Origin of the sequence: Amycolatopsis sp. NPDC102389 (genome assembly GCF_044765885.1) — a bacterium.
In the GTDB taxonomy this organism is placed as follows: Bacteria; Actinomycetota; Actinomycetes; order Mycobacteriales; family Pseudonocardiaceae; genus Amycolatopsis.
This window is the reverse complement of record NZ_JBIWKX010000002.1, coordinates 355035-375783: the sequence shown is the minus strand read 5'-3', so window position 1 is coordinate 375783 and position 20749 is coordinate 355035. Positions and strand designations below refer to the sequence as shown.

21 protein-coding genes are annotated in these 20749 nt (G+C 69.5%); 6 read left to right on the top strand and 15 right to left on the bottom strand.

Going from position 1 to position 20749, the window contains the following annotated elements:
* Positions 1-166 precede the first annotated feature (166 nt).
* Both ACIRGA_RS03675 and ACIRGA_RS03670 read left to right on the top strand, forming a co-directional pair.
* The gene (locus ACIRGA_RS03675) at positions 167-1201 is read left to right on the top strand and encodes a zinc-dependent alcohol dehydrogenase family protein (RefSeq protein WP_400936178.1); all 1035 of its coding nucleotides are present in this window, start codon (positions 167-169) and stop codon (positions 1199-1201) included.
* Between the two features lie 19 nt (positions 1202-1220).
* Entirely contained in the window at positions 1221-2666 is a 1446-nt protein-coding gene (locus ACIRGA_RS03670; protein WP_400936177.1) for an aldehyde dehydrogenase family protein, read from the top strand.
* Here ACIRGA_RS03670 and ACIRGA_RS03665 read toward each other — a convergent pair.
* The 4 genes from ACIRGA_RS03665 to ACIRGA_RS03650 are packed head-to-tail and all read right to left on the bottom strand — an operon-like array spanning position 2663 to position 6993.
* Positions 2663-4102 carry an FAD-dependent oxidoreductase gene (locus tag ACIRGA_RS03665; RefSeq protein WP_400936175.1) on the bottom strand — a complete coding sequence of 480 codons (1440 nt, stop codon included), beginning with the start codon at positions 4100-4102 and terminating at the stop codon, positions 2663-2665. The two genes, ACIRGA_RS03670 and ACIRGA_RS03665, sit on opposite strands and share 4 nt — an antisense overlap.
* A gap of 37 nt (positions 4103-4139) precedes the next feature.
* Complete coding sequence (locus tag ACIRGA_RS03660) at positions 4140-4934, bottom strand: ABC transporter ATP-binding protein (protein ID WP_400936173.1); 795 nt, start codon at positions 4932-4934, stop codon at positions 4140-4142.
* Positions 4931-5989, bottom strand: a complete 1059-nt coding sequence (locus ACIRGA_RS03655; RefSeq protein WP_400936171.1) for a FecCD family ABC transporter permease — start codon at positions 5987-5989, stop codon at positions 4931-4933. Before ACIRGA_RS03655 ends, ACIRGA_RS03660 begins: the two co-directional genes overlap by 4 nt.
* Positions 5986-6993, bottom strand: coding sequence for a FecCD family ABC transporter permease (locus ACIRGA_RS03650; protein WP_400936170.1), 1008 nt, complete (start codon positions 6991-6993; stop codon positions 5986-5988). Before ACIRGA_RS03650 ends, ACIRGA_RS03655 begins: the two co-directional genes overlap by 4 nt.
* 53 nt (positions 6994-7046) lie before the next feature.
* Here ACIRGA_RS03650 and ACIRGA_RS03645 point away from each other — a divergent pair, with 53 nt between their 5' ends.
* Entirely contained in the window at positions 7047-8030 is a 984-nt protein-coding gene (locus tag ACIRGA_RS03645) for an ABC transporter substrate-binding protein (RefSeq protein ID WP_400936168.1), read from the top strand.
* Positions 8031-8049: 19 nt separating this feature from the next.
* Here ACIRGA_RS03645 and ACIRGA_RS03640 read toward each other — a convergent pair whose 3' ends face one another.
* Both ACIRGA_RS03640 and ACIRGA_RS03635 read right to left on the bottom strand, forming a co-directional pair.
* Positions 8050-8769 (bottom strand): maleylpyruvate isomerase N-terminal domain-containing protein, encoded by a 720-nt coding sequence (locus ACIRGA_RS03640; RefSeq protein ID WP_400936166.1) that lies wholly within the window; start codon positions 8767-8769, stop codon positions 8050-8052.
* A 9-nt stretch (positions 8770-8778) separates the two neighbouring features.
* Positions 8779-10485, bottom strand: coding sequence for a GMC oxidoreductase (locus ACIRGA_RS03635; protein ID WP_400936165.1), 1707 nt, complete (start codon positions 10483-10485; stop codon positions 8779-8781).
* A 77-nt stretch (positions 10486-10562) separates the two neighbouring features.
* Between ACIRGA_RS03635 and ACIRGA_RS03630 the strand changes: the two genes are divergently transcribed.
* Positions 10563-11126: a DinB family protein gene (locus tag ACIRGA_RS03630; protein WP_400936163.1), complete on the top strand. Its 564-nt coding sequence runs from the start codon at positions 10563-10565 to the stop codon at positions 11124-11126.
* Positions 11127-11178: 52 nt separating this feature from the next.
* On the opposite strand, the gene ACIRGA_RS03625 is transcribed toward ACIRGA_RS03630, so the two are convergent.
* The 4 genes from ACIRGA_RS03625 to guaB form a co-directional block, all read right to left on the bottom strand.
* Positions 11179-11364, bottom strand: a complete 186-nt coding sequence (locus tag ACIRGA_RS03625) for a hypothetical protein (RefSeq protein WP_400936161.1) — start codon at positions 11362-11364, stop codon at positions 11179-11181.
* 226 nt (positions 11365-11590) lie between these two features.
* Positions 11591-12724 carry a GuaB3 family IMP dehydrogenase-related protein gene (locus tag ACIRGA_RS03620; protein WP_007031115.1) on the bottom strand — a complete coding sequence of 378 codons (1134 nt, stop codon included), beginning with the start codon at positions 12722-12724 and terminating at the stop codon, positions 11591-11593.
* A 162-nt stretch (positions 12725-12886) separates the two neighbouring features.
* Positions 12887-13357, bottom strand: a complete 471-nt coding sequence (locus ACIRGA_RS03615) for a DUF3574 domain-containing protein (RefSeq protein WP_400936159.1) — start codon at positions 13355-13357, stop codon at positions 12887-12889.
* An 80-nt stretch (positions 13358-13437) separates the two neighbouring features.
* The gene (gene guaB, locus ACIRGA_RS03610) at positions 13438-14949 is read right to left on the bottom strand and encodes an IMP dehydrogenase (RefSeq protein ID WP_400936157.1); all 1512 of its coding nucleotides are present in this window, start codon (positions 14947-14949) and stop codon (positions 13438-13440) included.
* Positions 14950-15084: 135 nt separating this feature from the next.
* Here guaB and ACIRGA_RS03605 point away from each other — a divergent pair, with 135 nt between their 5' ends.
* The gene (locus ACIRGA_RS03605; RefSeq protein ID WP_005166667.1) at positions 15085-15471 is read left to right on the top strand and encodes a DUF5319 domain-containing protein; all 387 of its coding nucleotides are present in this window, start codon (positions 15085-15087) and stop codon (positions 15469-15471) included.
* Positions 15472-15585: 114 nt separating this feature from the next.
* Here the strand turns inward: ACIRGA_RS03605 and ACIRGA_RS03600 are convergent, their stop codons facing one another.
* The 5 genes from ACIRGA_RS03600 to ACIRGA_RS03580 all read right to left on the bottom strand — a co-directional run bounded on the left by ACIRGA_RS03600 (position 15586) and on the right by ACIRGA_RS03580 (position 19988).
* Positions 15586-16533, bottom strand: a complete 948-nt coding sequence (locus tag ACIRGA_RS03600; protein ID WP_400936155.1) for an anti-sigma-D factor RsdA — start codon at positions 16531-16533, stop codon at positions 15586-15588.
* Positions 16534-17106 (bottom strand): sigma-70 family RNA polymerase sigma factor, encoded by a 573-nt coding sequence (locus ACIRGA_RS03595; protein WP_037314832.1) that lies wholly within the window; start codon positions 17104-17106, stop codon positions 16534-16536.
* Between the two features lie 381 nt (positions 17107-17487).
* Positions 17488-18084, bottom strand: a complete 597-nt coding sequence (locus tag ACIRGA_RS03590) for a response regulator transcription factor (RefSeq protein ID WP_003073605.1) — start codon at positions 18082-18084, stop codon at positions 17488-17490.
* 140 nt (positions 18085-18224) lie between these two features.
* Positions 18225-19064 (bottom strand): hypothetical protein, encoded by an 840-nt coding sequence (locus tag ACIRGA_RS03585; protein ID WP_400936154.1) that lies wholly within the window; start codon positions 19062-19064, stop codon positions 18225-18227.
* Positions 19065-19073: 9 nt separating this feature from the next.
* A complete protein-coding gene (locus tag ACIRGA_RS03580) occupies positions 19074-19988 on the bottom strand; it encodes a MerR family transcriptional regulator (protein WP_400936200.1) in 915 nt (304 codons plus the stop codon).
* A gap of 230 nt (positions 19989-20218) precedes the next feature.
* On the opposite strand from ACIRGA_RS03580, the gene ACIRGA_RS03575 reads away from it, so the two are divergent.
* A complete protein-coding gene (locus tag ACIRGA_RS03575; protein WP_007031108.1) occupies positions 20219-20539 on the top strand; it encodes a WhiB family transcriptional regulator in 321 nt (106 codons plus the stop codon).
* Positions 20540-20749 lie beyond the last annotated feature (210 nt).

The window sequence follows — 20749 nt, the reverse complement described above, 5'->3', positions numbered from 1 at the left end:
ATCCGACCTCCGCCGAACCGAAAAACCACCCCCACCCCCCCCCCCCCCCCCCCGCGCCCCCCGCCCCCCCCCCCCCCCCCCCCCCCCCCCCCCCCCGGCCCCCCGCCGCCCCCCCCCCCCCCCCCCCCCGCGCCCATACTGGGGCCAGCCGAGGAAAGGACCCGTCTTGCGAGCGACTCTCATCTACGGCGCCGGCGACGTACGCGTCGAGACCGTCCCGGACCCGAAGCTGAGCGAACCGACCGACGCCCTCCTCCGCGTCGTCCGCTCCTGCATCTGCGGCAGCGACCTCTGGCCGTACGGCAGCATGCCCGCGCGCGAGCGCGGCGTCCGGATCGGGCACGAGTTCCTCGGCGTAGTCGAGGCCGTCGGCTCCGACGTCACCACGCTCAAACCGGGCGACCTGGCCGTCGCGCCCTTCGTCTTCTCCGACAACACGTGCCAGTTCTGCCGCGAAGGCCTCCACACCTCCTGCCTGCACGGCGGCAACTGGGGCGCGAAGGGCGTCGACGCCGGCCAGGGCGAGGCAGTCCGCGTCCCCCAGGCCGACGGCACGCTGGTGAAACTGCCGCATACCGAGGACGACGACCTGCTCGCCTCGTTCCTCACGCTGTCCGACGTGTTCGCGACCGGCCACCACGCCGCGGTCAAGGCAGGCGTGAACGAACGCACCACCGTCACTGTCATCGGCGACGGCGCCGTAGGCCTCTCCGCGGTTCTCGCGGCGAAGCGCCTCGGCGCCGAACGCATCATCCTGATGGGCCGCCACCGGACCCGTACGGACCTCGGCCGCGAGTTCGGCGCGACAGACGTCGTAGCCGAGCGCGGCGACGAAGGCATCGAGAAGGTGCGAGAGCTGACAAACGGCGAAGGCACGCACACCGTCCTCGAATGCGTCGGCACGAAGCCCGCTTTCGAAATGGGCGTCGGTGCTGTCCGCCCGGGCGGCACGGTCAGCCGCGTCGGCGTGCCGCAGTACGCCGAGGGCCCGATCGGCCCCGCGCTCTTCCGCCGCAACATCACCGTCACCGGCGGCGTGGCTCCGGCCCGCCACTACATCCCCGAACTGCTCGAAGACGTCGTCGAAGGCAAGTACCAGCCGGGCAAGGTCTTCGACCGGACCATCGGGCTCGAAGAGGTCCCCGACGGCTACCGCGCCATGGCGGACCGCGAAGCGCTCAAGGTGCTCGTCAAGCCCTGACTGGAATACCTTCTTACCCATGGACATGATCACCCCGGAGCCGCGCCCCGCCTGGATCGCCGGACGCCCCGAGCAGGGCGCTTCGACGCTCACCGTGCACCACCCGTTCGACGGAAGCGAAGTCGCGACCGTCGCGGTGCCCGGCCCGGAGCAGGTCGAACGAGCGGTGAGCGCGGCGGCGAGCGTCGCGAAGGAGTTCCGGCGTTCCTCCGCCCACAGCCGCGCCGCGGCACTCGACCACGTTTCGCGGGTCATCGCCGGCCGGGCCGAGGAGATCGCCGAGGTCATCACCGCCGAGAACGGCAAGCCGCTCAAATGGGCCGAAGCCGAGGTGCGGCGCGCGGTGTCGGTGTTCCGGATCGCCGCCGAGGAAGCCCGCCGCTTCAGCGGTGACCTGCAACGCCTGGACACCGACCCGGCCGGCGAAGGCAGGCTGGCGCTCACCCGCCGTGTCCCGCGCGGACCGGTGCTGGGCATCGCGCCGTTCAACTTCCCGCTGAACCTGGTGGCGCACAAGGTCGCGCCGTCGCTCGCGGTCGGCGCGCCGATCATCGTCAAACCCGCGCCACGGACGCCGCTGGCCGCGCTGATCCTCGGCGAGATCCTGGCCGAGACGGACCTGCCGGAAGGCGCGTTCTCGGTGCTGCCGCTCGGCAACGAGGAGACGTCGGCGCTGGTCGCGGATCCCCGATTGCCGGTCGTGTCGTTCACCGGCTCGGGTCCGGTCGGGTGGTCGATCGCGGACGCCGCGCCACGCAAGCACGTCGTGCTCGAACTCGGCGGCAACGCGGCCGCCGTGGTGCTCCGGGACTGGCCGGATCCCGAGGGCGCGGCGGAGCGGATCGCGACCTTCGGCAACTACCAGGCCGGGCAGTCCTGTATCGCCGTGCAACGCGTCATCGTCGAACGGGAGGTCGCCGAGGAGTTCGTGCCCGCCTTGGTGGAAGCCGTGCGGGCACAGCGAACCGGCGACCCGTACGACAAGAACACCGACGTGGGGCCGGTCGTCGACGAGGCCGCCGCGGAGCGGATCGTCGCGTGGATCGACGAGGCCGTCGCCTCGGGCGCGAAGATCCTCACCGGTGGCAAGCGGGACGGCGCGACGGTGGAGCCGACCGTGCTCACCGACGTGTCACCGTCCACAAAGGCCTGGGCGGAAGAGATCTTCGGACCGGTGCTCGCCGTGTCCATTGTGGATGGTGTCGACGAGGCTTTCGCGTCGGTCAACGAATCCGCCTACGGTCTGCAGGCCGGAGTGTTCACCCGCGACGTGCATCTCGCCTTCTACGCGTCGACGGAACTCGAAGTCGGTGGCGTGATCATCGGAGACGTCCCGTCCTACCGCGCGGACCAGATGCCGTACGGCGGCGTCAAGGGATCAGGCGTCGGCAGGGAAGGCGTTCTCGCCGCGATGCACGACCTCACCGAGGAACGGGTCACCGTCTTCACCGGCATCGACCTCTAACCCGGGGTGACGGCCTGCGCGAACCCGAACACCTTGTCCGGGTCGTAGGTCTTCGCCACCTGCTTGAGGCGCGTGGCGTTGCCGCCGTAGTAGGCCGTCATCCAGTCGGGCAGGGCGGGGTCGATGTAGTTGACGTAGCCCCCGCCCAGCCCGAGCCCCGTCACCACTTCCGCGACGGAATCCGTTGCCACGGAACGGTTACGCGTGTCCGCCTGGCTGTAGATCTGCACGCTGCCGATCGCCTTCCGGTGCCAGAACGCGGTGGCGTCCGGGGCGATGCCGGCGACCGCTCCGCCTAGACCGTCGACCAGGAGATCCATTCCACGCCTGCCCTTGAGCACGGAGGTCAGCTTCGCGGGGTCAGCCGGTTCTTCGAGGATTCGCGATGAGGCCACAAAGGACTGTCGGCTTTCACTGCCGGAGAAGTACTTCATCGCACCGAGATAGTCGAGTTGCTTGATGGAACGCGTCGCACCGGCGAATCCGTCAAGCAGCTTGCCCAAAGACGCGGAATCGCCGACGTAGCAACCGGCGATCCGCGCACCGACCGGGGATCCGCCGGACAGCACGACATTCGCCCACAACTCCGGCGGCGCTTCGGGAAGCCACCGCTGCCACTCGGCGAGGACGTCGTTCGCGCTGCCCGCCGGGAAACGCAGTGAGAACACCGAAACGGCCGAAGGCGCCGGATCGGTACGGAAGGTGAACGACGTGACGACTCCGAAGTTGCCGCCTCCCCCACCCCGCAACGCCCAGAACAGATCGGGCTCGGAATCCGCCGACGCCGTCCGGAGCTTCCCGTCCGCCGTGACGACTTGCGCGGACACCAGGTGGTCACAGGTGAGGCCGTATTTCCGGGCAAGGACACCGATTCCGCCGCCGAGCGTCAGCCCGGCGATCCCGACGCTGGGACAGGAACCCGCGGGCAGGCAACGGCCCGCGCCCCCGAGCGTCGCGTAGACGTTCTTCAGCTTCGCGCCCGCGCCGATCACGACCTGTTCACCTTGGACGTCCACTGAGGACATTCCGCCGAGGTCGATCATCAAGCCACCGTCGGGAACCGAGTAGCCGGCGTAACTGTGCCCACCACTGCGCGCGGCGATGGGAACCCGCCGTGCGGCGGCGGAAACGGCGGCCTGCACGTCTTCCGGTTTGGCGCATTTCGCGATCGCGGCGGGCTTGAGCCCGTCGAAAGCCGGGTTGAACACGCGTTTGGCGTTGTCGTAGCCGGAATCCCCCGGCAGGAGAAGGGAGACCTTGTTCCGCAACGCGGCCCAGTCCGGCGGACCGGACGGCGCCGTGACGCCGGTACTCGGCGGCAACGACGTTCCCGGGGCGGAGCTGGGCGCCTGGCCGGGAGGCGCGGCGGAACACGCGGTCGCGGCCGCCCCGGCCACGGTCGCGCCGGCGAGTTTGAGGAACGCCCTTCTCTCCATGCCCGTTAGACGCCCGGCGGGCGGGCAGGTTGCGACGCTACGCCCGAAGGTGTGCGCTCACCGGCACGACCAGCGGGGTACCGGACACCGGATCCTCCATGACCTTCGCCGACAGGCCGAAGATCTCGTCGAGGAGCGGCTCGGTGAGGACCTCCGCGGGCGGCCCCTGCGCGACGATCCGGCCGTCGCGCATCGCGACCAGCTTGTCGGCGTACCGGGCGGCGAGATTCAGGTCGTGCAGCACCATCACCACGGTGGTCCCGCGTTCGTCGTGCAGGCGGTACACCAGGTCCAGCACGTCGACCTGATGCGCGAGGTCGAGGTAGGTGATCGGTTCGTCGAGCAGGAGCAGCCCGGTCTCCTGGGCCAGTGTCATCGAGATCCACGCCCGCTGCCGCTGCCCGCCGGAAAGCTGGTCGACGACCCGGCCGGCGTACTCGTCCATCCCGGTCAGCCGCAGCGCCCGCTCGATCGCCTCGTCGTCGGAGGAAGACCACTGCCGGTACCAGCTCTGGTGCGGATGCCGTCCGCGCCGGACCAGGTCGGAGACGGTCAGCCCTTCGGGGGCGGACGGCGTTTGCGGCAACAGGCCGATGATCTTGGCGACCTCACGGGTCGGCAGCTTGTCGATCCGCTCGCCGTCCAGCAGTACCGCGCCTTGACGCGGTTTGAGCAACCTCGCCAGCGCCCGCAGCAAGGTGGACTTGCCGCAGCCGTTGGGGCCGATGATCGCGGTGACCGTCCCGTCGAGGACGTCGAGGTCGAGCCCGGTCACGACGGGCGTTTCGCCGTAACCGAGTTCCAGTTCCCGGGCACGCAGTCTGGCGTTCACGCGCGCTCCTCCTTACGGCTGCGGACGAACAGGAAGATCAGGTACGGCGCACCGAGGATCGCCGTCAGCACACCGACCGGGAGCCCGGACAGGCCCGGCGTCACGCGCACCACGAAGTCCGCGCCGACGGTCAGCAGCGCGCCGAGGATCATCGATCCGAACAGCGGCGGCTGCGCCGAGCGGACCAGCCTCAAGGCGATCTGCGGGGTGGCCAGCGCGACGAAGGTGATCGGGCCGGCGGCCGCGGTGGCGACGGCGGCCAGTGCCGCGGCGAGCAGCAGCAGGGTCCCGCGGGCGGCGTCGACCCGGATGCCGAGACCGCGCGCGGTGTCGTCGCCGAACTGCAGCCCGCCGATGGTGTGCCCGGCGATCAGCGTGACCGGCGCGAGCACGGCCAGCGCGAGCAGGACCGGGGCGACCGATTCCCAGCCGACGTCGGCGAGGCTGCCGACGATCCACGTCGTCGCCCGCGCGGCGTTGTCGACGTCGCCGACGGTCAGCAGCCAGTACACGAGGTTGTAGCCGACGGCGGACAGCGCGATGCCGATCAGGACGAGCCGGTAGCCGTCGATCCCGCGCCGCCACGACAGGGCGTACAGCAGGATTCCCGCGATCACACCGCCCGCCAGCCCGGCGAGTGGGACGCCCAGCGTGCTCGCCAGGCCGCTGACCTGGCCGCTCGTGCCGCCGGCGACGATCACGCCGACCGCGCCGACGCCCGCGCCCCAGGTGATCCCGAGGATGTCCGGGCTGGCCAGCGGATTCCTGGCGACGGTCTGGAACAGCGCGCCGGAGAGCCCGAGCGCCGCGCCGACGCCGATCGCGGTCAGCGTGCGCGGCATCCGCAGGTCGAAGATGATCCCGCGTTCCCGCGCGGTGCCGCCGCCGAACAGCGTTTTCAGGACGTCGCCGAGGCCGATGTGGGAGGTGCCGATGCCGATGTTCAGCGCCGCGACCAGCACCAGCGCGATGGCCGCGAAGAGCACGACGGCGAGCGCCCTCGGCCGGACCGGCCAGGCGGCGGGGCCGAGTGAAATGACCTTGGGGGCCGTCATATCCGTGCCAAGCCCTTCTTGCGGACGAGGTGGACGAACATCGGCACGCCGAGCACGGCCAGCATGATGCCGACCTCCAGGCTGTCCGAGGCGACGACGCGGCCGAGGAGGTCCGCGGCCAGCAGCAGGATCGCGCCCAGCACGGCCGAGAACGGCACCAGCCAGCGGTAATCGGGTCCACTGATCGCCCGCGCGAAATGCGGGACCAGCAGCCCCAGGAACGCGATCGGCCCGCAGGCGGCGACGGCGGCTCCGGTCAGCAGCGTGATCGAGACGACCCCGAGCAACCGCGTCCGGCCGACCCTCCGCCCGAGCGCGACGGCGACGTCGTCACCGAGCGCGAGCGTGTTCATCCCCGGGGTGTTGATCACCGCGAGAAGCAGGCCCACGGCCACGAAAGGGGCGATCTGGCCGATCATCGCGGGGTCCCGGCCCGCGATCGAACCCACGTGCCAGAAGCGATACGTCTCCATCCCGCGGTCGTCGCCGAGCACGATCGCGGAGATGACGCCGTTGAGCAGGGCGCTCACCGCGGCTCCGGCCAGCGCGAGCGTCACCGGTGTGGCGCCGCGGCCGCCGACGGCGCCGAGCAGGAACACCACGGCACTCGCGACGAGCGCGCCCGCGAAGCCGAACCAGATGAACGAGTACAGGTCGTCGATGCCCAGCACGACGACGGCGAGCACCACCGCGAACGCCGCGCCCTGGGTGACGCCGAGCAGGCCGGGGTCCGCGAGCGGATTACGGGTGTGGCCCTGCATGAGCGCCCCGGCCGCGCCGAGCGCGAGGCCAGCCAGGACACCGAGCAGCGTGCGTGGCACCCGCAACGAACGGACGATCAGGTGATCCGGAATCCCCGTGGGATGGAAGATCGCGTCCCACACCACACCCAACGGAATCGAACGCGCACCGAGGGCGACGCTCGCGACGCAGATCACGGCCAGAAGAGCGACGAGCAGGGCGCCCGCTGTCGCCTTTCCAACACGAACTTCCACTGTGGACATCCGCCATCCTATGCTCCGGTTAGGAAAGCCTAACCGCACAGAAAGAGTGACCCATGACCCCACCCCGGCGTGCAGTCGTCGCCTTCGTCGTGACCGCCTGCCTGGCACTCTCCGCATGCGGTGGCGGAGCACCGGAACCCGCCTCCACCGGCACCGGCCAAAGTGGATTCCCGCGCACCGTCGAACACGTGATGGGGTCGACCACGATCGACAAGCAGCCCACCACCGTCGCGGCGCTCGACTCCAGCTACGTCGACGCGACGCTGGCGCTCGAGACGAAGGTCGTGGCGTACACCAAATATCGCAACTACGACAAGCTGCCGGACTACCTGGGCGACGACCGCAAGTACGCCGAGGGCGCCAAGGAGATCGGCGCGCTCGAAAGCCCGGACATCGAGCGGCTGTACGACATCAAGCCGGATTTGATCGTGTCGGCGAAGGTGCGCCACGAGAAGTTCTACGCCGAGTTCGGCAAGGTCGCGCCCACGGTGTTCAGCCAGACCACCGGCGCCACCTGGAAGGACAACATCCGGATGCTCGGCAAGGCGCTGGGCAAGGAAGCCTTGGCGGAACAGAAGATCAAGGCGTACGAAGAGCGGGCCCGCAAGGTCGGTGACGCGATCAAGGCCAAACTCGGCAAGTCCGCCGCCGTCTCGGTGGTCCGCTTCGTCGAAGGGGAACCGACCGTGCGGCTCTACAGCAGCGCGTCGTTCCCTGGCACCGTGATGGCCGACGCCGGGCTCCAGCGGCCGGCCGGACAGCCGGACAACAAGACGAAGATCTCCAACGACCTGAGCCAGGAAGACATCGGGAAGCTCGACGCCGAAGCGATCTTCGTCGCCACCTACGCCGACGAGACCAAGCAGGCCGAAAGCCCGAAGACGAAGTTCCAGTCGAACCCGCTTTGGGGCACCCTCAAGGGAAAGGTGATCGACGTCAACGACACCACCTGGTTCACCTCGGTGAGCCTGCAGGGCGCGCACGCGATGCTCGACGACATCGCGAAGCAGTTCGGCGTGGACTCGTTCCGCGCTTAGTCCTTTGTGGACCGCGCCGTCACAGCCAACGCGGCAGTGACGGCGCGGTACCGTCCAAAGAGGATCCATCGCCGCGGCCGGTGACCCAGGCCAGCACCTCGCCGCGAGTACCGGTCAGCGTCGTGAGCTCCCCTTCGCTCATCCGCCACTCGTGGCGATACCCGTCCTCTTCGGCGACCAGGAGCACGGCGGGCAGTTCGCCGCCGTACATCCCGATGGCGTTGCCGACGACGGTGTCGAACTCGTCGCCGAGAAGATCGGCGACACGGGCGAAGTCGTAGCCGAGGTCGAGGTCCGCGAGATGGATCGAGGTTTCGGAGAGCCTGAGCCACAGCACGAACTCCGCCGGGATCTCACGTCCCTGCCGGGCACGGACCCGGACCGGCCACGCCTCGTCCGGCATACCCGACGCGACCTCGACGAACCGTGCCGCGGAGTCGGCGACGTCCTCGGCGATCTCCTCGGCGGACCGGTACGCACCCTTCTCGATGTCGTGATCCCTGGCCGTCTCACCGGCGTACATCGGTGTCTCGACCCCCGATTTGGCCCAGGTGAGCAGGTTGACCAGGCCGTCGGCGTTGCGCGCGAGGTGGGACAGCAGATGCGCGCGCGTCCAGCCGGGCAACGCGCTGGGAGCGTGCACGGCCTCCTCGTCGAGCCCGCGCACGACGCGCTCCCATTCGCCGTGCAGGGCGCGGACTCGGTTCAGCAACGCGTGTGCGCGTTCAGAGGCTGTCACGTCCCCAATCTATCGCCGAAGCGCCGCCGGCGCGTCCGCCGGAACCGAGGGATTCTTCGGCGCGATCGGCTCCAGGCGCGTGTACGACGAGTCCTGCGACGGCCTGCTGTCCGTTTCGCCCTTGTTGGGCCAGAACGAGAAGGCTCGCTCCGCCTGCGCGGTGATGGTCAGCGAGGGGTTCACGCCGAGGTTCGCCGTGATCGCCGAACCATCCACAATGGACAATCCCGGGTAGTTGAAGACCCGGTGGTACGGGTCGATCACGCCGTTGTCCGGCGACGTGCCGATGGGGGCACCGCCGATGAAATGCGCCGTCAGCGGGATGTCGAAGATCTCGCCCCAGGTGCCGCCCGCCATACCGCCGATACGCTCGGCGGTGCGCAGGTTGGCCTCGTGCCCGGCGGGGATGAAGCTGGGGTTCGGCTCACCATGGCCCTGTTTGGACGTGTACTTGCGGCGGCCGAAGAGCCCGCGTTTGGTGTACGTGGTGATCGAGTTGTCGAGGCTCTGCATCACCAGCAGGATCACCGTGCGCTCGCTCCAGCGGTAGCCGTTGAGCAGCTTCACGGTCTGGACGGGGTGCTTGACCATGAAGTTCACGGCCTGGCGCCAGCGCGGGACCGCCGAATCGCCTTCGGTGGCGATGGTCTGGAGCAGGCTCATCGCGTTGCTGCCCTTGCCGTAGCGGACGGGCTCGATATGCGTGTTGTCGTCGGGGTGGATCGACGACGTGATCGCGACGCCGCGGCTGAAGTTCCGCTCCTCGTCGACCGAGGTGCGGGCGGCGCCGATGATGGCCTCGGAGTTCGTGCGTGTCAGCTCGCCGAGACGAGGCGAGAGCTTCGGCAGCTTGGCGGTGTCGCGCATGCTGTGGAGCAGGTTCTGCGTGCCCCACGTGCCGGCGGCGAGCACCACCTGCGCGGCCGTCAGCTTGTGCCGGAACTTGCGCGAGGTGGTCCCGGTCTTCTTGATGCTCACCTCGTACCCACCTGCGTTTAGCGGGCTAATCGCGCTCACGGTGGTGAGGGGGATGACCTTCGCGCCGTCCTTCTCCGCGAGGTAGAGGTAGTTCTTGACCAGCGTGTTCTTGGCGCCGACACGGCAGCCCGTCATACAGGCGCCGCATTCGGTGCAGCCGGTGCGCGCGGGCCCCGCGCCGCCGAAGTACGGGTCCTCGGCGCGCTCCCCCGGCTTGCCGAAGTACACGCCGACCGGCGTCGGGTGGTACGAGTCCGCCACGCCCATGTCCGCGGCGACGCCCTTCATGACGACGTCGGACGGCGTGACGCTGGGGTTGGTGACGACGCCCAGCATCCGGCTCGCCTGGTCGTAGTGCGGGCCGAGCTCGGATTCCCAGTCGGTGATGTGAGACCACTGCGGGTCCACGTAGAACGGCTTCAGCGGGCGGTACAGCGTGTTCGCGTAGACCAGCGAGCCGCCGCCGACGCCCGCGCCGGCGAGCACCATGACGTCCTTGAGCATGTGGATGCGCTGGATGCCGTAGCAGCCGACCTGTGGCGCCCAGACGTAGCGGCGAAGGTCCCAGGACGTCTTCGCGAACTCGTCGTCGGCGAAGCGGCGACCCGCCTCGATGACGGCGACGCGGTAGCCCTTCTCGGTCAGGCGGAGGGCGGCGACACTGCCGCCGAACCCGGAGCCGACGACGATCACGTCGTAGTCGAAGTCGTCTTCAGTGGTGGTGTTACTCGCAGTCACACCCTCGACTGTAACCCCGGCCACCCCTTCTGACCAGAGGTAAGTTACTCGCCGGTTACCTTTCAGTCGGATGGTGCATGCTCGGACTCGTGATCGACGATTTCGCGAAGGAATACCTGCACAGTGACCTGCGAGAGATCCGTGAGGCGATGCTCCGGAAGCTCGACGGGCTTTCCGAGTACGACGTCCGGCGGCCTCTGACGTCGACCGGGACGAACCTTCTCGGCCTGGTCAAACACCTGGCTGCGTGGGAGGCCCGGTACTTCGGAGAGGTCTTCGAACGGCCGTTTCCCGAGGCCATCCCGGAGCGCGGAACCGACTTGTGGGCGACCGAGCACGAAACCCGCGAGGAGATCATCAGCCGCTACCGGCGCGTCTGGGAGCACTCCGACGCGACGATCAACGCGCTCGACGTCGACTCGCCGGGGCATGTGCCGTGGTGGCCGCAGCCGGACGTGAAGCTGTTCAACATCCTGGTCCACATTCTCACCGAGACCAACCGGCACGCCGGGCACGCCGACATCCTGCGGGAGCAGCTCGACGGCACTCTCGACCTGGCCCCCACCAAGGATGCCGCCTTCTGGAAAGCCCGGCGCACCGAAATCGACCGCGCCGCCCAGGCCGCCGCCGAGCGCCTTTAGCGGGCTAAACGCGAAACCAGTGAGGCGCGTGGGGCACGTGGGGCTGATGGGGTCAAGGGCGGCGACGTCGGGGCAGGACCCGGAAGAGATCGCCAAGGGCCCGGATGATCGCCGGCCGCTCACCCGGCTTGGTTCCCCGCAACGCGATCAGCAGGGCGAGCAAACGGGTCACGAGACCGCCGAAGACGGCGCCTCCTACCCAGAGAACGTGTTCAGAGGTCACGGCCACGGCGTTCATCGGCACCTCTCAGGGGCACACGGCCGAAGGGCGGACGTTCGTGAACGAACTCCGCGCCGGCCGGTATCGGCATGGCTGAGGTGCCACGCCCTCCCTCGATCGGCGCGACGCCGGGGTCGCACTCGAGAAGGAGCCTCGCGGCTGCATCCATTCTAGGAGCACCCGACACCAAAAAGCCCGGATCGCGTTTAGCGGGCTAAACGCGATCCGGGCCGGGAGGCGAGCGTCAGCGGCGAACGGTCAGGCCGACCCGCTGGAACTCCTTCAGGTCCGAGTAGCCCGTCTTCGCCATCGCGCGGCGAAGCGCGCCGAAGAGGTTCACGACGCCCTCGGCATCCGAAGACGGCCCGAACAGCAGCGTCTTCAGGTCGACGGCGTAGTCCGGCCCCAGCGCCACGCGCGAACGCGGCAGCGACGGGTGCGCGGCCGCCGACGTCCAGTACAGCCCCTGCCCCGGCGCTTCGGAGGCGGCGGCCAGCGGCGCGCCCAGCATGACCGCGTCGGCACCGCAGGCGATGGCCTTCGCGATGTCGCCGGACACGCTCATCCCGCCGTCGGCGAGCACGTGGACGTACCGGCCGCCGGTCTCGTCGAGGTAGTCGCGGCGCGCGGCCGCGGCGTCGACGATCGCGGTCGCCATCGGCGTCCCGATCCCGAGCACGCTGTCGGTGCTCGTCACGCCGCGGCTGGACCCGTGCCCGACGATGACGCCGGCCGCGCCGGTGCGCATGAGGTGCATCGCGGTGCGGTAGTCGCTGACGCCGCCCGCGATCACCGGGACGTCGAGCCGCCCGATGAAGTCCTTCAGGTCCAGCGGCTCGGCGTCACGCTGGACGTGCTCGGCGGAGATGATCGTGCCCTGCACGACGAGGATCTCGACGCCGGCCGCGAGCAGGTCCGGCGTGAGCTCGGCGGCGTGCTGCGGGCTGACGCGCGCGGCCACCGTGACCCCGGACTCGCGGACGGTCTTGATCGCCTCGGTCAGCAGGTCCAGCCGGATCGGGGCGGAGTGCAGCTCCTGCAGCTCACGCACGATCGCGGTCGGGTCCTCGGTGTCCTCGGCGGCCCGGACGAGGCGGAAGATCGCGTCCTCGACATTCGGGTGCCGCGCCCAGAGCCCTTCGGCGTTGAGGACGCCCAGCCCGCCCAGCTCGCCGACGGCCACCGCGGTTCCCGGCGACACGATCGCGTCGGTGGGGTGCGTGACCAGCGGCAACTCGAACCGGTAAGCGTCGATCTGCCAGGCGGTGGACACGACCGAAGACGACCGGGTGCGCCGCGACGGCACGATCTCCACGTCATCGAGGTCATACGCCCGCCGCGCGGTGCGGCCCATGCCGATCTCGACCAGATCCCGCACGTCAAGTCCCTTCTCACCGACGACCGTTACACCCCATTGTCGCTAGGCCGCGTGGGTGACCTGCGCACGGGGCACCCGAACCGGGCCGGAAGTCACACCAGCCCCATGTGCCCCACCCGTTTCACGTTTAGCCCGCTAAAGGCGCTCCGGGGGGTGGAGGGGTCAGAAGGAGACCTTTTCCACGGAGTCGGTCCGGAGGACGGATTCCTGCGAGAACGCCTTCTTGTAGTCGGTCCGGATCTCCTCGATCTCGCGGTTCGCGTCGCGATCGCTGAACGGGTACACGACGACGATCACCTTCGACTTCTCCCGCGAGATCACGCCGTCCGAACCGCGCCACTGCCCGCGTCCGGTCAGCTCGGTGAAGCCGTCCGGGAACCTCGGCGTGACGACCTTGTCGGTGAACGCGGTGAATTCGGCGTCGGTCAGCTCCCCGCCGCCCGGCTTCGTCGTCCCGAAGTACAGCTCGGTGCGCTTCCACAGCTCACCCGGCGACGCCTGAAGAGCGGCGGCTTCGGGTGCGGAAGGGGCGGCGGAAGCGGTGGGGACGGCGGAAGCCGCCACCCCGCCGCCGAGGCCGAGGGCAGCGGCGGCGAACACGGCCAGAGCGGTCCGGCGCGACGTGAAAGACATCGGTTCCTCCCGGGAGACTTGATCAGCGGGCCAAGTCTCCCGGGAACGGAACCGGATGGGTAAGTGTCCTAAAGGGCGGACTAACGGGTGGTGTAGTTCGGCGCCTCGACGGTCATGGTGATGTCGTGCGGGTGGCTCTCCTTGAGCCCCGCCGCGGTGATCCGCACCAGCTGCGCCTCCTGCAGCTCGGGGATCGTCGACGCGCCCGCGTAGCCCATGCCCGACCGCAGCCCGCCCACCAGCTGGTGGACGACGTTCGCGAGCGGACCGCGGAACGGGATCCGTCCCTCGATACCCTCGGGGACCAGCTTGTCCTCGCTCAGCACGTCGTCCTGGGCGTAGCGGTCCTTCGAGTAGGACTTCGCCTCGCCGCGCGACTGCATGGCGCCCAGCGAGCCCATGCCGCGGTACGTCTTGAACTGCTTGCCGTTGACCAGGATCAGGTCGCCGGGCGATTCGGCGGTGCCCGCGAGCAGGCTGCCGAGCATCACCGTGGACGCGCCGGACGCGATCGCCTTCGCGATATCGCCCGAATACTGGATGCCGCCGTCGCCGATCACCGGGATCCCGGCCGGGCGAGCGGCCTGGTCGGCCTCGTAGATCGCGGAGATCTGCGGCACGCCGACCCCGGCGACGATGCGGGTGGTGCAGATGGAGCCGGGACCGACGCCGACCTTGATCCCGTCCGCGCCCGCCTCCACCAGCGCCTGCGCGCCGGCCCGGGTCGCGACGTTGCCGCCGACGATGTCGACGGTGTCGCCCAGTTCCTTCTTCAGCAACGCGACGGTCTCGACGACGGCGCGGGAATGCCCGTGCGCGGTGTCGACCATCAGCACGTCGACCCCGGCGTCGGCCAGCGCCATCGCGCGCTTGTACCCGTCCGGGCCGACACCGACGGCGGCACCGACGATCAGGCGGCCGTTGGTGTCCTTGGAGGCGTTGGGGTACTGCTCGGTCTTGACGAAGTCCTTGACCGTGATCAGCCCGCGCAGCTTGCCCGCGCCGTCGACGATCGGCAGCTTCTCGATCTTGTGGCGGCGCAGCAGCCCGAGCGCGGCCTCCGCGGTGACGCCGACCTGTGCGGTGACCAGCGGCGGCTTCGTCATCACCTCGTGCACCGGGCGGGTGTGGTCGACCTCGAACCGCATGTCACGGTTGGTGATGATGCCCACCAGGCTCCCGGCCGCGTCCGTCACCGGCACACCGGAGATCCGGAACCGCGCGCACAGGGCGTCGACCTCGGCGAGGGTGTCTTCGGGCGAGCACGTGACGGGGTCGGTCACCATGCCCGCTTCGGAACGCTTCACGACCTCGACGGCGGCCGCCTGGTCGTCGATCGGCAGGTTGCGCTGAAGCACGCCCATCCCGCCCTGGCGCGCCATCGCGATCGCCATCCGGCCTTCGGTGACGGTGTCCATGGCGGCGGAGACCAGCGGGATGTTCAGGGTGACGTTGCGCGAAAGCCGGGTGCGGGTGCTGACCGCACTGGGCACCACGTCGGACTCGGCCGGCAGCAGCAGCACGTCGTCGAAGGTCAGCCCGAGCATGGCGAACTTGCTCGGGACGGGGGCGGTGACGCTGTCGCTGGTCATAGCAGGCGTAGGGCCTTCCTAGCGGTGACGAATGGGAGCCGCCGTAGCTGGTGGCATCGTGGCGGGGGCCTGCCCCTCATGATATCCGGGCCGGGCGGCCGCCCGGCCCGGGTGGGCGCCCGGTAGCGTGCAGGCGTGCCGCAAGATGCGTTGCCCCCAGACCCGTTCGCGGATGACCCGGACGACCCGGCCCGCGCGTTCATCGACGACGCCGACCGGCTCGACGAGCCGATCAGCGACGAAGAGCGCACCGAGTTGCTGGCCGATCTCTCCGATCTCGCCGTCTACCAGGCGCTTCTCGAGCCGCGCGGAGTACGCGGGATCGTGGTCGACTGCGGTGAATGCGACGAACCCCACTACCACGACTGGCATCTGCTGCGCGCCAGTCTCGAGCAGCTGCTCGCCGACGGACGGATGCGGCCGCACGAGCCCGCGTTCGATCCGAACCCCGGCGACTACGTGAGCTGGGACTACTGCCGCGGCTTCGCGGACGGTGTCACGGCCAACGAAAGCGCCTACTGACCGCGTTTAGCCCGCTAAAGGCGATCGCCTTTAGCGGGCTAAACGCGATCTGAGACGTATGACGAAAGGGCCTGGTGAGAGGGATCTCACCAGGCCCTTTCGGCGTCTGGGTGATTACGGCGTCTCGACCGCCGCCGCGGGAGCCTGCGCTCCGGCGCCCGGCGACGGTTCGTTCCGCGAGCCGCCCGGGTCGTTGCCCGAGGCCGGCGGCGTCGTCGACGTCGTGGGCGGCGGGGGCTCGCTGGTCGTGGTCGGCGGAGTCGGCGAGGGAGTCGTGGTGCCCGGCAGAGTCGTGCCGGGGTTGCCGCCTCCCGGCAGTGACGTCGGCGGAGCCGTCGGCTGCGTCGTGGGCTGCGGGGTGGTCGCGACCGGAGTCTGCGACGGCGACTGCTGATCCGGCGGCAGCGGCTGCTGTCCGGGGTTCTGCAGCTGAGCGCTCAGCTGGCGGTGCTGTTCGAGCAGCTGGTCGCGGTTCTCTTCGTCGGTCACCTGGCTCAGCGCGGCCTGTGCCTCGTCGAGCGCCTTGCGCGCGTCGTCGAGACGTCCACCCGCGAGCGCGAGGTTCGCCTTTTCGAGATCGAGTTTGGCCGCGGCGGCGGCCTCGACCGACCTGGCATGGTCGGCGTAAAGCACCTTGGTCAGGCCCCAGAGAGTGTCACCAGGCTGCGCGTCCTTCGCGGCGAGACCGGTACCGGCGAAGGCGATGGCCAGGACGGCCGCGGCGGCGGCCACCGGGACCAGCAGCCGGCGTCTTCCCCCGTGTTTACGGGCGAGCGCGGCGGTCTTCACGGTGACGACGGCGGTGTCGACGTCGACGAGGTCCGCGAGCGGTTCGCTGTCGATGTCGCGCCGCCAGGCCAGCAGCAGCGCGTTGAGCTCTTGATCGCCGAGGTCGTCGGCCATCTTCGGATCCGAGCCGCCGAGGGCGTCGAGCAGCGCGTCATCGGCCTGGACGGCCGAAAGATCCGCGGCGAACTCGGCTTCCGAGGGCGTCAGCCCTCTTTCGAAAGCCGTCAGTTCACGATCGGTCCCAGGGGAGAACCGATGGTCGCGATCGGTCACTCAGATCACCTCCTCAGCGGCCAAAACCTTACGTAGGCGCGCGAGGGCGCGATGCTGGGCCACCCGGACGGCGCCGGGGGTGGACCCCACGGCCTCTGCCGTCTCTTCGGCGGACAATCCCACGACAACCCGCAGGACCACGATCTCACGCTGTTTGTCGGGAAGGACCCGCAGCAGCTGCGACATGCGCTCGTTCAGCTCGCCTTGGAGGGCACGCTGCTCAGGACCGACGCCACCCTCGATCTCGTCGGGGACTTCGGCGACCGGTTCGGCGCGGTTGCGGGCCGCGGCGCGATGCGCGTCGGCCACCTTGTGCTGGGCGATCCCGTAAACGAAGGCCAGGAACGGGCGGCCCTGATCACGGTACGAAGGCAATGCCGTGAGCACCGCGAGACACACCTCCTGAGCAACGTCGTCTGCGGAAGCGAACGAACGCTCCTGCCTGCCAACCCGAGCGCGGCAGTACCGCACTACCAAAGGACGGATGGCCGCCAGCAACCGCTCGACCGCTTGAGGATCACCCTCAACAGCAGCGGCGACCGGCTCATCCAGTCCGTCCCCCACATTGGCCATCGCAGACAACAGTCCCAGTGTTACGTATAGGCGTGCAAAGAGTCCGGCGTGTGACTTCGGAGACCACTACCGGTGACAGCTACCGTACCGCTCGGGTCCGCCGCCTTCACTGACGGCCGTCATCGGCGCGCCGCCTTTCCGGCGGGCACGCTGAACCCGGGTCTTCCTGGTTCCCTTCGCTCGTAGTCGAACTTTCAACGAGCCGGAACGCAGTGGGGTACGACGGTCCGCCCGGAGGCGGACTCGCTCGGGCAAGAGTGCCCGAGCGGTGAAGAGAAATGCGCGAAGCGTGACAGGGAACACAGGTACGGGCCAGGGGTACTCCCCCGGCCCGTTCGTCACCCGTTGTGCAATCTGACCGATGAAATCAAGAAAGCGTTGTCAGGAAACAAGTCCACGGCGGAATCCGTGGGCGACCGCCTGTGCGCGGTCCCGAACGCCGAGCTTGCGGAACAAGCGGCGCGCGTGGGTCTTCACGGTGTCTTCGGACAGGTACAGCTCGCGGCCGATCTGTCCGTTGCTCTTGCCCTGGCTCATCCCACGAAGCACCTGAAGCTCGCGCTCGGTGAGCTGGACGCCGGGGTCGGACGGCTGGCGCGGCGCCGGCACCGAGGTGCTGGCGAGCGTGTGCGCCAGTGCGGCGACCAGCTCGGGACGCGAGGCGTCCCAGCGCAGGTAGCCGCGTGCGCCGCCGGCGATGGCGGCGGCGATACTGCCCGCGTCGTCCGGGGCGCCGAACACGATCACGTTCGCTTGGGGGTTCGCCGAGACGAGCCGCCGGGTGGCTTCGACGCCGGTCGGGACGGCGCGCTGGGTTCCGACCAGCACGACGTCGACCGGCTGACGGGAGTACCGGGCCAGCAGCTCGTCACCGTGCGCTACGCAGTCGATGCGACTGACCCCTGGGACCGCGGACATCACTCGAGTGAGCCCTTCGCGGACACTGCGTCGGTCGTCGCAGATCAAGACCGTCGTCACGGGGTTTCCTTCCTGCAGCCGGGTGACATTCCACTTCCCCTATCGGACGCTTTAGCCCGAACCTTGACACGATCCGGTGGCTTTTTTTGAAAGTTCTTAGCCCGGTTGCCGGAATGGGCCCTCCAACAGGCTAGACGCCCTCAGAGGGGGACCCACGGAGATTCCCGTGCGAGCCACCTCCCGCAAGGATCTGCGTGCCGTAACACTCCGTGCAACAGTTCGGCACTTCTGGATCGATACTCATCGGCGTGTCCTGCCCCGAAGTCCGCCGCGAGCAGGCACGCCACCCACAGAAGTGAATTGAATTCGTATTTCTCGGCGGTCTCGCGCGCGCTCTCGACCAGCGCTTTCGCGCGGTCCCGCTCAGCGGAACCGCCATTCGCGATCGTCACGGCGAGTACGAGCCGTGATTTGACGACGTGTCGGCGAGCGCCCCTGGCGTGCGCGGTTTCCAACGCCATTTCCGCGGGTGCGACGGCCGCCCCGGAAATGTTACCCGCCAGTTCGATTTCCGCGCCCACCCAACCGGCCCTGGTGCGGGTCCGCCAGTTGCCGCAGTGCGCGTCCGCACGGGCGAGCAGCCGCCGGGCGGCGGTCAGCCTGCCGCGCCCCAAGTTGTCCGCCGCGAGCCCCAGGAGGGCGTCCGCCCGCGCGCCCTCGGCGTCCAGACCGTCGGGGTCGGGTTCGCCTGGCGGCTCCGTGATCGCCGAAGCGAGCGCCTCGCCGTCGAGGACGAGGGCCGCCGCGTGCCCGCCCAGCTGCCGCCGATGCGACGCCAGCGTGCTCGCGGCCAGCGACGCGAACACCGGGCCACCGCTCGCGCGCAACCCGTTCAGCAGCGTGGCCGCCGCCGCGTACCGGCCGCGGGCACCGAGCCCGATCGCGGCGAGCAACCGTCCACGAGGCGACGCGGGCACCGCGAAGGGGCGCGGCGATGGCACGCCGTCGCCGAACGCGGCGGACCGCAAGGACGATTCCATGCGTCCTTTCTATCGCCTCGCACCGACAAGAACGTGCTCGATCCGGTCTGCGGCGGTCGTCAGTTCGCCGAGCAGTTCGATCTTGTCCGGGAGCGTGGCGGGATCCCAGCCGGGACCGCACGCGAACAGCCTGCTGCGCTGACGGCCGCGGGAGACCCTGGCGAACAGGCGCGGGTCCGCGGTCGCGCGCCGTCCCGACCACAGCACCACCGCCGCCGGGACGCTCCGGCGGACGGTCACCGCGAGCACTTCGGCGGGGAGGGACGCCCCGAACAGCTGGGCGCCGATCCGGCGTCCCGCGAGCGCCGCGGCGAGCGCGTACATGGGCAGGTTGTCGCGTTCGTCCGGGACACAGGTCAGCAGCACCGGGCGCTGGTTACGCGGTTCGCGCAGCACCGGCGTCGCGCGTACCAGGGCGGCGTACACGCATTCGGCGAGCAGGTACTCGACCTCCGCGCCGGCGCTCACACCGCGCCAGCGCGCGCCGAGAGCGGTGAGGACCGGCGACACGACACCGGTCCAGGCCGGCAGGACGCCGAGTTCGCGGATCGTGTCGGCGAGCATGCGCTGGACCGCGCCGAAATCCATGGCGAGCGCGGCCGTGCTCAACCGCCTGGCGAGGCGGGACGGGACGTCGTGATCCTCGGCGGGCGGCGCGACGGCCTGCTCCGCCACTTGGACGACAGCGAATTCCGGAGGATTCGTCGCCGTCCTGGGCATCTGCTCGAGCGCGTACTTCGCCGCTTCGGCCGTCGAGGCGCCGCGAAGCAGCGCGCGCTGCATCAGTTCGAGACGGCCGATGTCGGAGCTGCCGTAGCGGCGGTGACGGCCGTTGGTGTGGCGGCTCGGCCCTACGCCGTATCTGCGGTCCCAGGTGCGCAGGGTGGACGGTGCGACCCCGAGCCGGCGAGCGACCGAGGCCACCGGCAGGGTGGGTTCTTCACTGCTGGTCCGAGATCCCACTCGACCCAATATCCAGGCAGGCCGGGACAGGGGCAACCGGAGCGGAAAGTACCGCTCACACATCCGGGGGATGCCTAACGGCTGAATCGTCTTGAATCTCTTGAACAAGTATTGGCGCGCTTCTAACGTTACCGCCGTTGCACCGAATGGAGTATCCGCAGCGCAGCAGAGCAGGTAAACGCTTCGACCGGATGACGGAGGCGGTCAGGATGGCGGACACACGCAGGCTCCCGGGGCCCAACGCGGATGTATGGGACTGGCAGCTCGAAGGGTCGTGCCGAGGTATGGACAGCGCGTCCTTCTTTCACCCTGACGGCGAGCGCGGGCCGGCCAGAGCCCGCCGCGAGGCGAGGGCCAAAGCCGTGTGCCTGGCCTGCCCGGTACTGGCGATGTGCCGGAACCACGCACTCGCCGTGCACGAGCCGTACGGGATCTGGGGCGGGCTGTCGGAGTCGGAACGCGAGCACATCATCAAGGCGGACAAGCGCACATTGAGCATGTCGAACGGCTGATCCGGCCGAGTCGGCGACGCGGAAGGGCGGCATCCGGGTGGGGTGCCGCCCTTCCGCGTCTCCGGGCACCGGATCGCGTTTAGGGGGCTAAACGCAGGTCAGTGCGGTCCCCGGCCACCGGCGCCACCGGATCGCGTTTAGCCCGCGAAACGCAGGTCGGCCCCGGTACCGCTCACCCGACCACCCGGAGCGCGATTAGGGGGCTAAACG